This is a genomic window from Pedobacter arcticus A12 (genome assembly GCF_000302595.1).
Lineage (GTDB): Bacteria > Bacteroidota > Bacteroidia > Sphingobacteriales > Sphingobacteriaceae > Pseudopedobacter > Pseudopedobacter arcticus.
The window spans coordinates 144692-159039 of record NZ_JH947127.1; the positions used below are offsets into that span (position 1 = coordinate 144692).

Below are 14348 nucleotides of genomic sequence, written 5' to 3' on the forward strand. Positions count from 1 at the left end.
TGACCAACGTTCACATTTAATTCCGCCTTGGCGGTTGCGGCACCGATGAAAAAAGTAAACCCACTTCCTTTCATAGCAACCGGCGCAGCGGAGAGTTTTTTTGGTTACTTTTTTTGCGGAAAAAAAAGTCACTGCCATTGCCCGGCATGAGGGCAGGCAAGCCATGAGCGCAGATGCCAAAACATAAGCATCTTGCTACTTAACACTTGCTACTTAATACTAACATCTTAACACTTAAAAATAAATGAAAAATCTAACAAAATACCTAGTCATAGCAATCATCCCTTTCCTCTTCACCTCTTGTGAAAAAAGCGAAGAAAGCCCTAACCCAACAATCAACAAAATAAAAGTTGGCGAAGCTATGATCACTGATGCAAATACAAAACTTCAAATTTGGGCTGATGCTGATTTAAATACAGGCTATAACAAACTATACCTAATAGCTTTAGATGCAACGACTAATGAACCAAAATCCGACGCCACATTCGCAATCAAACCAATGATGACCATGACAATGACCGGCGGAATGACCATGACTCACTCCTCTCCTTTTGAACAGGCAGATGCAGCAGCTAAAAAAAACAATTTAACTCCCGCTGCCGCAGTATTCACCATGCCCACTTCAGATTCTGGTTTTTGGAAAATGGAAGTGACTTTAAACAACAATAAAAAAGCCATCATCCCCATTAAGGTGGAGGAATCAAAGCAGTCTCGTTTAATCATGGCGAGCACCGCAGACAAAACCAATTATATAGTTGCACTGCTTCCAAACCCAGCTTATAAAATTGGAGCCAACGATTTTGAATTACAGATCAGCAGAAAAATTGACGCTAATACTTATACACCTGTAAATGATTTTACGGTAGAAATGACTCCAGAAATGCCAGATATGGGACATGGTTCGCCAAACAATGTGAACCCAACATTCGTTGCTAATGGTCATTACAAAGGCAAAGTAAACTTCACCATGAGTGGTTACTGGAAGGTAAACCTAAAAATCAAAGATGCTTCTGGCACTACAATCGGCGAAGACACCTTTTTCAAAATTACTTTTTAACACCTAAAATTCTGAATTATGGAATTTTCAAAATTTATAGCAATCGGTTTAGGTTTAGGTCTTTTGGCTTTCGGCAATGTTTCCGCACAGGAGTGTTGCCCAACTGACAGCATTTACAAACACTGCAACTTACAAGAAGTAGTAATTACCGAAAAAGTAAGTGGCGACAATGCCTTGCTAAAATTCTATAAAAGCACTAAAACATCTTCTACGGAAGATGTTTTAAGTCGCTTGGCCGCAGTGAACCTAATTAGAAGAGGAAACTACGCCATGGAACCGGTTATCCGCGGTTTCTCTGCCAGCCAGATCGGCTTAACCCTAGACGGAATCAAAATTTTCGGTGCCTGTACAGATCACATGGATCCGCCAACTTCTTATGTAGAACCCTCAAACCTAAAAAGCATCCAATTGGCTACCTCTGCCGGTGCGAGTAAGTTTGGGTCTAACATTGGCGGTTCATTGAACTTACAATTGGCACAAGCACAATTAGGCACAGAAAAAACGGTGAGCGGTATGTTTACCAGTTCTTACTCTTTAGCATCACAAAGTACCAACAATGTATTGGAACTTAATTATGGCGCAAAAAGATTCGGTATACGCTTTAGTGGTGTTTACCGCAAATCCGGAAATTACCTAGCCAACCGTCAAGAAGTCCCTTTTACGCAGTATCAGAAATTGAACTTCAGTGTCAACAGTAAATACATGTTGAGTGACAATAGCTTTTTGAGCTTAGATGTTTTAGCAGATGATGGTTGGAATATTGGCTACGCCGCCTTACCTATGGATGTTTCATCCGCGAAAGCGAGAATTTATGCGCTTTCTTACAAGGTATTTCCTAAAAACAAGGCTTTCACCTATTTCGAAACTAAAGTTTACGGCAACAACATTATCCACAGCATGGACGACACCAAACGCCCCTTAACACCAATGCACATGGATATGCCCGGCTGGAGCGATACTTATGGCGCTTACACAGAAACTGCGATTACCCTCAATTCAAAAAACTTATTGACCATTAGAACGGATGGTTACACCAATTTAACTCGGGCAGAAATGACCATGTATCCCCAAAATAGTGCGCCCATGTTTATGCTCACTTGGCCAGATGTAAGAAATACCACCATAGGTTTATACCTCAACAATGACTACCTACTGAACAAAAAATTTACGATTAACTTAAACGGACGTTTGGATTACTCTAGCTCAAAAATCACCAGTGAAATTGGTCGCACCCAATTGGAAGTTTTCAATTACAAGGTTGACAATGCCCGTATTAAACTGTTAAAAAACATCAACGGTGGAACAACTTATAAATCAGGGAATTTCCATTCATCCATCAACATCGGCTATAGCGAACGCCCTTCTTCTACCAATGAGCTGTACGGATTTTACCTTTTTAATGCTTATGACGGTTATGATTACATCGGCAACCCAAACATCAAAGACGAACGATCTTTTAATATGGAGCTAAATGCCGGCTATAAAACCAAATTTACAGACATCACTGTGGCTTTGTTCAATAACGAAATCCAAAATTATACACTCGGCAAATACCACCCAGAATTAAGTGTGATGACGATAGGCGCTAACGGCGTAAAAGTTTACGAGCAAATTGCCCATGCAAATTTAAAAGGCTTCGAAATCGGTTTAAGTACGGTATTGCTAAAAAACCTACAACTCATCAGCAACGCCCGCTACACCAAAGGCACAGACAATGACAATAATCCATTGCCACTGATTTCTCCGTTCAAACTAACTTCTTCTGTAAGGTACGCGAAATCAAAATTCAGCTTACAGGCAGAAAACATTTGGGCAACCGCTCAAAACAAAGTGAGCACCATGGTCAACGAGAAAACAACACCTGCTTACACGCTATTTAATTTAAGAGGAACTTATGCATTTAAAGTAAAACAGAACAAATTAGAACTGAATGCCGGCGTAGAAAACCTGTTCGACACCTACTATCAAGATCATTTGGATTGGGGCAATATCCCAAGACCAGGAAGAAATGTGATGATGGGATTGTCTTATGTTTTTTGATATTTACCGTGTCATCGTCTTCTTTTTCCCGCGTCATCGCGAAACTGAAGCGCCAGCCTAGAGTGTAGGCGCTGTGGCGATCTCCAAGCGACGGAAACTAAACTCATTCTTACATCATAGTAGCTTTTTCCCACAATACAAGTGTCCCCCGCTGGCGGGGGTTGGGGGTGGTTAGCCAATTGACAAGACGAGATTTTTCATCTACAAAAGATCGTTCGTAGACGACACTACTTTCTTTTTTGTCCAAGCAGGGTCTGTCGCAGACGACCCTGCGTTCTGCAGTACGAATTAAACATTATTCAGGATATTGAAATCGCCCCGACTCAATGCCGCCAGAAAGGCTAGAAACTTCTTTCCTCCATCTGAAAAAAGAAAAGGTTTACACTTTTAGCCTTTGTGAATGGGCGCTTTCCCACGTTCATCGCGAAGCTGAAGGGTTGGGCAAAAGTGATGGCGCTGTGGCAATCCCTAGGTTCTTTTGCATAAGACTCTATATGCCACTCTGCGCAACCACGACCTAACCTTCGCAACTTGCAGATTGCTTCGTCTTGAAAAGCGACTCGCAATGACTGCTTAGGAAATCTCACTCAACACCTCAGAAAACTTCTTTGCACCAGTTTTCTTAATATCCTCGGTGACTTTTGCAAGTTCGCTAGTGCCAATTACACAATATGAATAATCGCTGGGAGATTGAGACTTCAACATATCGTATAGATTTTTATAAGAACTTTTTTTACCTTGATATTTATCAACTACTAAATAATGCTTATTCTCATTAAGCTCTAAACTCAAAGTACTTCTCCCAAATAAATCTATCCTGTGGTTTAAGCTTTCTAAATCAGTAACTTGAGTATTTAGTCTGTCAATTGGAGGTTCAGCGTTTAAGTCTATAGATTTTACGGTATAAATTACGCCGTTAATGCCGATACCGTCAAGCTTATAATCGAAGAATAAATTGGGGATCATCCCTTTCTTCATTTTATAATTAATATCAATCTTGTTTTTCAAGGGTTCGCTAAAAGCTTTACTAATCGCGTTACTAAAAGAACGGTCAATAACAGGTTTAGCCGGAACATCAATATTCAATTCTATATATCTTTTAAAAAAATCATCAAAACCTGCCTTATCAAAGGACATATTAATGCCTGATGGCTTATCAAATTTTAAAAAACCATTGTTATAAATAGATAAGCGCTCTAAGTAGTCCACATTGAAAGTTAAATCGCTGAATAAAGCTTTGTTAGAGACAATTTCATCATCAATAAATGATTTTATTTTATCTAAAGTATATTCTAGTAATGAAACATTTAGGGGGTTTATCCTTTTTACCAAATTAACTTTCTCTGCTGAAAATTTGTAAAAAACGTCTTTACCAGAAATCACAATCATCCCTACCGCTAAGTTTTCGTTACTCAGCGAATTATTGATAAATCGTACGATGCTATAAAATGATTTCATTTGCAATAACCTAAATAGATACTTGAAATTGTTTTATTTCTTTCTTTATCTAATTAGATTTCTTTTATTTACCCGCTTTACTCAATCCAGTTTTTTGGAATTACAACCAAAATAAAAAACCTACCGTTGTAGGTTAGGTCAATATCACAAAAAAAGGCCAAATATTTTTTTCATCGCAGGAGCAATAGTATGCGCAGATTTTATTTTGTTTTGCAGTAGCTTAAGATCATATTCATTCAATTCGCCCAAAACCTTAGAGGGATTATCTCTAATCAATTCCAGCAACCAATCTGATTTTCGCTTTTGAATTTGTGAACAATCGGCAAAAGAGTCATGGTCAAGGTAGGCTCTATCAATAGCTTTTAATTCTACGTGTAAATCCTTTAATGCAGTGGTATAAAATATATTTGCATTTACTTCTGTATTTAAAAAAATGCTTGCATAATAAATTTGATCGTAGGAAATTCCTACTAAAACTAAGCGCTTCTCTTTCGGAGGATTTGTATCAGAAACGAAGACTTTTATAACAGAGCCAATTTTGAGATTTCGTTTCGCAAACTCTTCTCTATCTTTAGATGAAAAAGACTCTGAAAGAGAACTCATACCAAGTTTGAAGAGCTGTTTTCTGCATTTAACGAAATATACTTTAACATTTCTTCATTAGTACCAGCTACCTTTGCCATATCTAAATAGGATATTTCAGTGTCTTGTTGTTGCTCTGCTTTTGCCCAAGCTTCATCATGAGATTTAGAAACTAATTCTTCAAAACTTAATGCCTTATTTTCACGCAGTGCCTGTGTCAGTACCTCGATATTTGATTCCGAGAGCTCATCTAAATTCACCTCATCATAAGCACTTACTACCGGTATTTTACCGTCTCGTTTTACTATAAATTGACGTGAAAGTTCAATAGCTTCTTTAAACGGGGAATTACCTTTTTCTGCGGCCTTAAATACATCATACAAGAAAGATGGAACCGGACCGTAAGGCATTGCAATATAACTCTCACCGGTTAGCGGTTGGCCATATTTTTTTAAATGGAATTGATCTGCGAAATATAAAATTTTAAACACCTTATGGTAATCACAAGCACCAAGTTTTGTGAGAATAAAAAGTGCAGCATTTAATGTTTTTTCTTTATCAACCTGGAAAGTAGACATTTAGCAAATGTAATAAATAAATTGAACAAATAAATAAATTGCTAATTTATTTAGTAATCATTATTGAATTATTCACTTATCGCACTCCTTGCATTCAATTACAAAATATTTTTTATTTAATCGCTTGTAGATGATCGATATACGCATCGCTAACAGCCTCACTTAATTCCGCATATGTCTTTGCTGGAGCAAGCTTTATCAATGAGTTTAAAGTGATGGAGTGTTGACTTCTGGTATAATTATTTAAAGTGCTGGTAGGCAAAACGTAAAAATCCCATTGTTCCATTTTTAAAGGGTCAATAGTATCTTGGTCGATATGTTTTAAATGACAAAATACATAAACATCGGCATGTCTTGATGGTTCATTTTGTCTCATATCTGTTATCAAGTCCCAAACCTTAGCTTTTTTAATGGAGAAGCTTATTGGTGACAACGCTTTCTGATTCCAACTTTGAATGTAGGCGGCCGACTTTACTTCTATCTTAATACCTTCTTCCGAAATAAAATCATAAGCATCCCATTCGTCTCTAAGGGTAGCTGGATGACCACCGACCGCCGTAGCAACAATAAACTCTGCAAACCTACCTCGGGTGGCATTGCTTAAAATATCTGAAACACTCCAGCGCCAAAAATCCAGTAAACTAAATTGGGTAGAAACACCATTATTGCTAATGCACTCTGCTCCTGTTTTTATGGTGGCCTTAATTTCTTTGAGATTGTTATCCATTGTGTAGAGCGTAGAAGAAGTCCAATTAATAGAATCTTTTTTGAGTTTTAGTATCTGAACTTGGCTGGTTATTTCTTAAATCAGATGCTAAACCGTTTAGGTTATAAGTTCAAAAAAAAGTAATAATAACTTAGGCTATCTCACTCAACACCTCAGAGAACTTCTTTGCTCCAGTTTTCTTTATTTCCTCAGTTACTTTTGCAAGTTCGTTAGTACCAATTACACAATAAGAATAATCACTAGGAGATTGAGATTTCAACATATCATATAGATTCTTATAAGAACTCTTTTTGCCCTGATATTTATCGACTACCAAATAATGTTTGTTTTCTTCGGGTTGAAGGCTCAAAGCACTTCTACCAAATAAGTCTATCCGGTGGTTTAAGCTTTCTAAATCAGTAACTTGAGTATTTAGTCTGTCAATTGGAGGTTCAGCGTTTAAGTCTATAGATTTTACAGTATAAATTACACCGTTCATACCTATACCGTCAAGCTTATAATCGAAGAATAAATTGGGGATAATCCCTTTCTTCATTTTATAATTAATGTCTATCTTGTTTTTCAAGGGTTCGCTAAAAGCCTTATTAACGGCATTGCTAAAAGAACGGTCAATTACTGGTTTAGCCGGAACATCAATATTCAATTCTATATATCTTTTAAAAAAAGTATCAAAGCCTGCCTTATCAAAAGACATATTAATCCCTGCTGGTTTATCAAATTTTAAAAACCCATTATTATAGATGGATAGGCGCTCTAGGTAGTCAACATTAAAAGTTAAATCGCTGAATAAAGCTTTATTGGAGATAATTTCCTCATCAATAAATGATTTGATTTTATCTAAAGTATATTCTAGTAATGAAACGTTTAAAGGATTTATTCTTTTCACCAAATTAACCTTATCAGCTGAAACTTGATAAAAAACATCCTTACCAGAAATCACAATCATCCCTACCGCTAAGTTTTCGTTACTCAGCGAATTATTGATAAATCGTACGATGCTATAAAATGATTTCATTTGCAATAACCTAAATAGATATTTGAAATTGTTTTATTTCTTTCTTGATCTGATTTCATTAATCAATTGCTTTCTTTAGCAATTTTAAATTCTCAGTTACAAATGTTAAATATCCCAAATCTAACACTGCTTTATAATTCAGCTTATGACCTTTAGTTATATCAAACGCAATGCAATATTCAATACTAGCTTCATATTTTGATGAATATAAATTCATCAAATACTGGTATAAACTAAATACAAACAAGCTTAATTCCTGTTTACTGTATCCATCTTTTTTTGCAACAAACCAAATTGCCCCAACCTTTTTGATATCATCTTTTTCGTACACAAAAACATGATTTGGAATAATTTGAATCGATACGCCATTTAAGACCAAAATGGACTTAGCATTTTTTAAATATGTTACATCAAAATAGGGCTTGAGTTCTCCAAATTCGATGTCTTTCGAGCTTGCAAGTATTTCAATATTTTTCTGAAACATATTTTTTGAGCGTTCTAGAGTCGCATTTCGCTTTTTTTCCGCTACAACATCTATCTTAAGGTCAATTTGTTTTAACTCTTCCGATTTGAAAACCTGGCTAATTGTACTACTCGAGTGTACCCAATAATTACCCCCGCTCCCATCCTCCTCTTTCTTTATGACTGGTCGCTTTAACAAAGCGATAAAAGTAACTCTGCTTTTAGCGGATTTCCGGATGAATTTAATTACATCCGAGACTGAAATTTTGTTCATACTTAGTGCGGTTTAATTCACTAATATAGAGAAACTTAAAAACAATCTATGATTTAATTTTCTATCAACCAACGCTTTAGTATAAATTGAAGACTAAGAAACTCCAACCTGCGCTATGTAATCATCCCATATTTTTTCAGCAATTTGTTTAGCATCCAATATTTCTTCATTTCGCGAATTATATACACTTCTTAAAGTCCAGTAAAGTTTGTATTCATCATTGCGAATTGAAAATGATTTATCCATAATGATGTTATTAGTTTGCTGATTTTGTGTAAAACTGTAATTCAAATCTCCAAAGCCATGATTATTATTCACTATAGAAATCGTAATATATGCATCTTTTAAATTTCCCTTATTGGAGATTAAGCAGGTAAAAAGATTTGCGTCTTCTCCTATAAATCTTCCTTGAAGATTTTCTATGCTGTTAAACTCTGATATTGCAGATTTAAAGTAGTCTTTTATTCTTTTAAAACTAGTTTCTTTAAAATCCAATTTGTCAACTTCGGTAAAGACTGTTTTGGCTTTATAACTTCTTGAAGGAACTTTGGTTTCATTATTGAATTCCGTTTTTGAAACTAATCGTTCCGGATTTATTGTCAATAGCTTCCTAAATTCTTCTGCAACTTTTGCAAAAGCATTATTTGGATTTGTCCAATCGCTAACCGGCACACCATCGTCTGGTAAAGCTTTAATAGAGCGCATCGGCGTTGACTTCCATTCACATGGTTCTACGATTATCGGGACAATGATGATTTTACCTTCTTTTTGTAGTTGTAAAGCGGTGGCAAATTCTTTATCGAAACAATAAGGAGACGCAATGTAGTGATGTAAGCTTCCCGAAATTCAGACCAATTAAAAGTAGAATTCTAGCCCGAGCTTAGCGAGGCTATTTTAATAACTTTAAATTTAATTGGGATATGAAAAGGATCAAATTTACGGAGACACAGATTGTCAAGGCAATCAAAGAACATGAGAGTGGCAGAAATGCACATGATCTCTGTCGGGAACTTGGTATCAGCACCGCATCGTTTTACAAGTGGCGACAGCGTTACGGAGGAATGGAGGTGAAAGAGCTTTCCAGATTGAAGGCGCTGGAAGAAGAGAATGCAAGACTGAAAAATATGTACGCCAACCTCAGTCTGGTACACGAAGTGTTTAAGGAGGCGGTAGAAAAAAAGCTTTAACGCCTGCCGATAAAGAGATGTTGGTGGAAGAGATGGTAAAGAAAGTGAGCCATCGTCAGGCGTGTAAATGTGTTGGACTGAATAGAAGTAGCTGTTTCTACGAGTTAAAGAGAAAGAGGATGACGGAGAGATAATCCACGAGCTTATTCTGCTTACCCAGAAGCATGTTTCCATCGGATTTTGGCAATGTTACCATCGATTACGGCGAAGGGGATTTAAATGGAACCATAAGAAAGTTTACAGGATATATACAGCAATGAAACTCAATATTCGTCGTAGAGCTAAGAAAAGACTACCTGCAAGAGTGAAAAAACCCTTAACGGTACCCGATGGAATCAATCAGGTATGGTCTATAGATTTTATGAGCGACAGCCTTTGGGACGGAAGGAAGTTCAGGTTATTGAATGTTGTTGACGATTATAACCGTGAGATGCTTGCCATGGAGGCTGACACCTCTCTTCCAGCGTCAAGAGTAACCAGAACACTTGATATGCTCAGAGAGTGTAGAGGACTGCCTCTGAAAATAAGGATGGACAACGGACCCGAGTTTATCTCGCATAAACTGGATGAATGGGCAAAGGAACATGGCGTAGAACTGCTTTTTATTCAACCCGGAGAGCCTACACAGAATGCTTATATCGAAAGATGTAATGGGAGCATCCGCAGAGAATTGTTGAATGCTTACATTTTTAACTCACTAAGTGAGGTAAGAGAAAAAACAGAAGAATGGATGACAGACTATAATTATCACCGCCCACATCAGGCACTCAACTTTAGATCACCTGCGGATTTGTTGCAGGAATGTTGATTGGAAATTCTACTTTTGAGTGGTCTGAAAAACGGGGAAGCTTACAGTATCAATCCCTTCCCTAATCAAACGCAAAGTATAGCCATCGGCGATGGACATGTTGTAATAATACTTGTGGATGTATTCGCCAAACAAGGCTTTGCTATCAAATTCTTTAGCCACTTCTCGCAACAAAGGCGTTCCGGTTAAAGCAATTTTAATGGCGTCTTCATCAGAGCGAAGCAGATTTACCAAAGCCGTTCCTTTCGGGTTATAACCACGGTGTGCTTCGTCGATAAAATAAATCCGTTGGATGTTGATGTCGTAAGCCAAATCTTTTACGGCAACGGTTTCCTCGGTAAACTTTTGAATGTTAACTACAGAAATTTCCCTATCGCCTGAGCTGTTATGTACAACACTTACTTTTTTGATGTTTGCTAAAAACTCGGTTCTTGAATTTACTTCCTTGACACCCAGGCCTCGATTTAGAAACTCCGTTCTAGCTTGAATTGCCAAATCAATACGGTCAACAATGAAATAGAATTTGGTGATGATGTTGCGCTTTTGAAAATAATCCGTCAAAAACTTAACGTTATAAAACGCCAACGCTGTTTTACCGCTTCCTTGTGTATGCCAAATAATTCCTTTTTTAACACCTTCGTTCAACTTACGCTCAATAGCTTTTGTGGCAAAAATCTGCGGATAACGCATGATGTGTTTAAGCGTAACGATTTTTCCGTTGATTTCTTCATCTACGTAGGCAATGGAATATTTCAGGATAAAATCCAGCCTATCTTTGCTTAGGAGAGAAGTTAAAATGGTATTGGTTGGTGTGTTGTAATGTTTGTTTGTTATAAACTCGGGCGAATGTTTAATGGCGATGATGTTGTTATCCTTTAAAATCAGGTTTTCAATTTCATCACTTTCGGAAGCTAACAAATGCGTTAGGTTTAAGTTTTCTTCTTCCCTAAAATAGTTGAATTGCAAATCAGCATAAGCCGATGTGGCATAATAAGCACCTTGTAAAGGTTCTATTACCCCATCTTCGTAAGGCATGTTATTAGAGAACAACATCATTTGCGTGATGTTGGCAAAACGCTTGAATTTCTTGTTTTTGTAACGATCGTTGATGCGTTTACGTTCTGCTAAAACACCGTCTTTATTGTTCGGTTTTTTAACTTCGATAAACACCAAAGGCATTCCGTTAATTAAAATGGTAATATCTGGTCTAAATTCTTCTTCTCCGTTTTTACAGGTTAATTCTGTAGTGACATGGAAACTATTCTTATTGAAATTTTCAAAATCAATTAGCTTGATGCCCGATGTTGCGGTTAAACTTTTATAAAACTCCCGACCTAAATCATCAAAATCCAGCTTTAAAGTCAATTCGTCTAATAACCGACTAACATCTGCTTCATCCACACCCGGATTAATTTTGCAAATGCTCTTTTTAAAAAAAACTGGAAATATATTTGTTTCTTCTTGCCTAAATTGCTCTTTTCTAGAAATATAGGTATAGCCCAAACGAACCAAATGTAACAGTGCAGGAATCTTGACGCGAGAGTCTTCGTTAAAGGCCATTAAGTATATCGTTTTTAAAAAGCTTTGGCTTTCTACGGATTAGGGTTTTACGGGTAAATATAATTTTAATTATCGCTGTAGGCAAATGTGGACGACTTCTTTTTTTGAAGTGGTGGTTTTAGCGTCTGGTTTTAATGCGAGGTACTGCTTTTTACTGTCTTCCGAAAGCTATCGGATGACTGCGACAAAGAAAAAGAGAATAGGCAGGTCTATAAAACCAAAAATCACGAATAAAACACCATTTTCCAGCCCAAAAAGAACCAATTTTCTTTTTTATAATTTTTAGTTTTCCACAAGTATAAACAACTATAAATCATCGTTTTACAACAAATACTTAAAAAATTAGCAATGTTAACTTTTAGCTTGTGGAAAACTGGAATCATTATACATCATAAATAATCCGTCATTTGTATTAATCAGCTAAGACGCTCATTATCAAAATGGAAAGAAAAATAAACAAGCGAAACCTCAAGAGCATTGAACATTTTGAATGTAATGGAGATGCTGTTTCTAGCCAGAGCGCTTTATTGTTTAAAGCTCGAAGCATTTTGAAGAGTATTTACTTGAAATACCAACTTTGCTACGACGAAGAGATAAGTTCGGGCATTGAGATGCCGGAAGATAGTTTCCTCTTGGTTTTACCACGTTTAGAAAGCGAGGGACTGACCGCTGCAGCCGACTTTTTAACTTTTAGCCCTGCTGGCATCTGCGTGAACAATGTAGAAGGCGGTTACGAGCATGCCAGTCGCGAGAAACTAGCCTTACTTTTTATCATCTGCAATGCCGAACTCGCCAAGCCTTTAATCCGACAGTTTTTGGTAGAAGACGAACTAAAAGGCATTAAAAAACTGAGTGATCTGGTAAACTGGATCAGCAATATGCAAAATGAAAAAGATGTTAGGCGAGTTTTAGAACGTGAACAACCAGCGCTTGCCGTCCGTCCACAACCCCTACCTTTAGAAGAACCTTTACTGAGCAAAAAACAACTCGCCGCAGTATTACGAATCTCCACTAAAACAATCGATCGCCATCCGCACCAATTTAAACCTACCACCTTAGGTTGCAGAAATTTTTACAAACATTCAGAATGTCTGAATTACAAAAAACCTGGAGGGTAAACCGCGAAAACACAGGTCTTCCGTCTGTACCTAAGAAAGGATGCAGCTCCATAAAAAACAAAATACCACCCCCCACCCCCGCCAGCGGGGGACACCTTGCATAAGGGAAAAAATAAAAATCTGTCGATAAAGAACTTCTACCTTCGTCGCTCGGAAATCGTCACAGCCCTCATATACAAAGGCTCACGCTTCAGCCTCGCGATGACGCGGGGAAAGGAGAAGCGCCAACGAAGCAAGAATAAAAGCACAATCCTTCCGTAACCGATTAATTCCGCCTTGGTGGTTGCGGTAACGGTGCAGAAATAAAAGCATTGACTTCCCTAGCAACCGGCGTAGCGGCGGCTTTTTGGTTCTTTTGAGCTGAAGCAAATTGCGGAGCACTCTTGAATACCAAACAGACAGAAAAAAAGAATGAAAAAAGAACTAGCCTTTCCGGCGGCAATGAGCCGGGAAGATTTATCCTAAAAAAAAGTAAATTTATTATTAAAGGAAATTTTCAAAGAAAGTCAGCTAAGAAAAAAAAATACTAAGAAAACTAAATAAAAAAACGCAGGGTCGTCTGCGACAGACCATGCTTGGACAAAAGAACTCTCCAGAAAGACACCTAAAAAAGCAGGGTCGTCTGCGACAGACCATGCTTGGACAAAAAATCAATAGCTCTCAAAGAAAACCACTAAAGAATCACTAAACCACCACTAAAGGACCACCCAATATCCAAACTAAAACGAGCCAACCACCAAACAGGGACAAGCTTAGACAAAAGAGGACAATACAAGCATAAAACACCTTCTAACGACATAAAAAACCCTGTTCACCCTTGTTACGACAAGTATTTTTTCAGTAAAAAAACTGCTGTACGTTTGAGTCACTGTTCAATGAAGTTCAGTACTAAGCCCAATAAAAATGGCAACAAGTAAAAACAACGTAGTTACCCACGGATTAAGCGGTAAAGTAGGCGACTTAATCGTATTTAAGCAGCAGAATGGTAAAACAATAGTGGGTAAAATGCCTCAAAAAAGCAGTAAGCCACCAACCGAAGCACAGCTGAGTGTTAATGAACGTTTTAAATTGGCCAGTAAATATGCCCAGCAGGCCATTTTAGACCCGGTGCTAAAACCTAAATATGCAGGCTTTGCAAAAACCGGGCAAAGCGTATTCAATGTGGCATTTGCAGATTTCTTCTCTCCGCCAATACTATCTGATGCAGCAGGGATTTACAACGGTGCTGTGGGGTGCCAACTGATTGTGAAGGCGATTGACAATTATGAGGTAAAATCTGTTAAATTAAGTATTTACCTAGCCGATGAATCTTTATTGGAAGAAGGTGAAGCTGTGCTGCAATTAGATGGTGTCACTTGGAAATATGCCTGTACTTTAGCAACAACAGATTTTGCTACCTGCACCCTTACTTGGAGTGCAACAGATTTAGCAAACAATACCACTTTGTTAGTCGTTTCGCCATGATTTGGCAAGTAAAAAAAT

12 protein-coding genes and 1 pseudogene are annotated in these 14348 nt (G+C 37.5%); 5 read left to right on the forward strand and 8 right to left on the reverse strand.

The annotated features are described in order from the left end of the window. Positions 1 to 244: 244 nt before the first annotated feature. Positions 245 to 1057 (forward strand): FixH family protein, encoded by an 813-nt coding sequence (locus B176_RS0112170; protein WP_017259094.1) that lies wholly within the window; start codon positions 245 to 247, stop codon positions 1055 to 1057. Between the two features lie 18 nt (positions 1058 to 1075). Then, complete coding sequence (locus B176_RS0112175; protein ID WP_017259095.1) at positions 1076 to 3097, forward strand: TonB-dependent receptor; 2022 nt, start codon at positions 1076 to 1078, stop codon at positions 3095 to 3097. A gap of 573 nt (positions 3098 to 3670) precedes the next feature. Here the strand turns inward: B176_RS0112175 and B176_RS0112180 are convergent. From B176_RS0112180 to B176_RS0112210, 7 genes are all read right to left on the reverse strand, one after another. Then, positions 3671 to 4555 carry a hypothetical protein gene (locus tag B176_RS0112180; protein ID WP_017259096.1) on the reverse strand — a complete coding sequence of 295 codons (885 nt, stop codon included), beginning with the start codon at positions 4553 to 4555 and terminating at the stop codon, positions 3671 to 3673. A 144-nt stretch (positions 4556 to 4699) separates the two neighbouring features. Next, positions 4700 to 5158, reverse strand: coding sequence for a hypothetical protein (locus B176_RS0112185; RefSeq protein ID WP_017259097.1), 459 nt, complete (start codon positions 5156 to 5158; stop codon positions 4700 to 4702). Then, a complete protein-coding gene (locus B176_RS0112190; protein WP_017259098.1) occupies positions 5155 to 5715 on the reverse strand; it encodes a Panacea domain-containing protein in 561 nt (186 codons plus the stop codon). Before B176_RS0112190 ends, B176_RS0112185 begins: the two co-directional genes overlap by 4 nt. 112 nt (positions 5716 to 5827) lie before the next feature. Beyond that, complete coding sequence (locus tag B176_RS0112195; protein ID WP_017259099.1) at positions 5828 to 6442, reverse strand: hypothetical protein; 615 nt, start codon at positions 6440 to 6442, stop codon at positions 5828 to 5830. 130 nt (positions 6443 to 6572) lie between these two features. Then, entirely contained in the window at positions 6573 to 7457 is an 885-nt protein-coding gene (locus tag B176_RS0112200) for a hypothetical protein (protein WP_017259100.1), read from the reverse strand. Between the two features lie 58 nt (positions 7458 to 7515). Next, positions 7516 to 8118, reverse strand: coding sequence for a hypothetical protein (locus B176_RS0112205; protein WP_154647979.1), 603 nt, complete (start codon positions 8116 to 8118; stop codon positions 7516 to 7518). A gap of 168 nt (positions 8119 to 8286) precedes the next feature. After that, the gene (locus B176_RS0112210) at positions 8287 to 8898 is read right to left on the reverse strand and encodes a hypothetical protein (protein ID WP_017259102.1); all 612 of its coding nucleotides are present in this window, start codon (positions 8896 to 8898) and stop codon (positions 8287 to 8289) included. A gap of 215 nt (positions 8899 to 9113) precedes the next feature. Between B176_RS0112210 and B176_RS19540 the strand changes: the two are divergent. Beyond that, positions 9114 to 10188 (forward strand): annotated as a pseudogene (locus B176_RS19540) (IS3 family transposase). Between the two features lie 9 nt (positions 10189 to 10197). Here the strand turns inward: B176_RS19540 and B176_RS0112225 are convergent. Continuing rightward, on the reverse strand, positions 10198 to 11748 hold the full coding sequence (locus B176_RS0112225) for a type I restriction endonuclease (RefSeq protein WP_017259106.1): 1551 nt from the start codon (positions 11746 to 11748) through the stop codon (positions 10198 to 10200). Positions 11749 to 12188: 440 nt separating this feature from the next. On the opposite strand from B176_RS0112225, the gene B176_RS0112235 reads away from it, so the two are divergent. Then, positions 12189 to 12866 carry a hypothetical protein gene (locus B176_RS0112235; RefSeq protein ID WP_017259108.1) on the forward strand — a complete coding sequence of 226 codons (678 nt, stop codon included), beginning with the start codon at positions 12189 to 12191 and terminating at the stop codon, positions 12864 to 12866. Between the two features lie 903 nt (positions 12867 to 13769). Then, positions 13770 to 14330: a hypothetical protein gene (locus B176_RS0112245; RefSeq protein WP_017259110.1), complete on the forward strand. Its 561-nt coding sequence runs from the start codon at positions 13770 to 13772 to the stop codon at positions 14328 to 14330. Positions 14331 to 14348: the final 18 nt, after the last annotated feature.

Excerpts from the sequence above, each read along its gene's own strand:
- B176_RS0112170 (WP_017259094.1), top strand. The coding sequence starts at position 245 with ATGAAAAATCTAACAAAATACCTAGTCATAGCAATCATCCCTTTCCTC.
- B176_RS0112175 (WP_017259095.1), top strand. The coding sequence starts at position 1,076 with ATGGAATTTTCAAAATTTATAGCAATCGGTTTAGGTTTAGGTCTTTTG.
- B176_RS0112180 (WP_017259096.1), bottom strand. The coding sequence starts at position 4,555 with ATGAAATCATTTTATAGCATCGTACGATTTATCAATAATTCGCTGAGT.
- B176_RS0112185 (WP_017259097.1), bottom strand. The coding sequence starts at position 5,158 with ATGAGTTCTCTTTCAGAGTCTTTTTCATCTAAAGATAGAGAAGAGTTT.
- B176_RS0112190 (WP_017259098.1), bottom strand. The coding sequence starts at position 5,715 with ATGTCTACTTTCCAGGTTGATAAAGAAAAAACATTAAATGCTGCACTT.
- B176_RS0112195 (WP_017259099.1), bottom strand. The coding sequence starts at position 6,442 with ATGGATAACAATCTCAAAGAAATTAAGGCCACCATAAAAACAGGAGCA.
- B176_RS0112200 (WP_017259100.1), bottom strand. The coding sequence starts at position 7,457 with ATGAAATCATTTTATAGCATCGTACGATTTATCAATAATTCGCTGAGT.
- B176_RS0112210 (WP_017259102.1), bottom strand. The coding sequence starts at position 8,898 with ATGCGCTCTATTAAAGCTTTACCAGACGATGGTGTGCCGGTTAGCGAT.
- B176_RS0112225 (WP_017259106.1), bottom strand. The coding sequence starts at position 11,748 with ATGGCCTTTAACGAAGACTCTCGCGTCAAGATTCCTGCACTGTTACAT.
- B176_RS0112235 (WP_017259108.1), top strand. The coding sequence starts at position 12,189 with ATGGAAAGAAAAATAAACAAGCGAAACCTCAAGAGCATTGAACATTTT.
- B176_RS0112245 (WP_017259110.1), top strand. The coding sequence starts at position 13,770 with ATGGCAACAAGTAAAAACAACGTAGTTACCCACGGATTAAGCGGTAAA.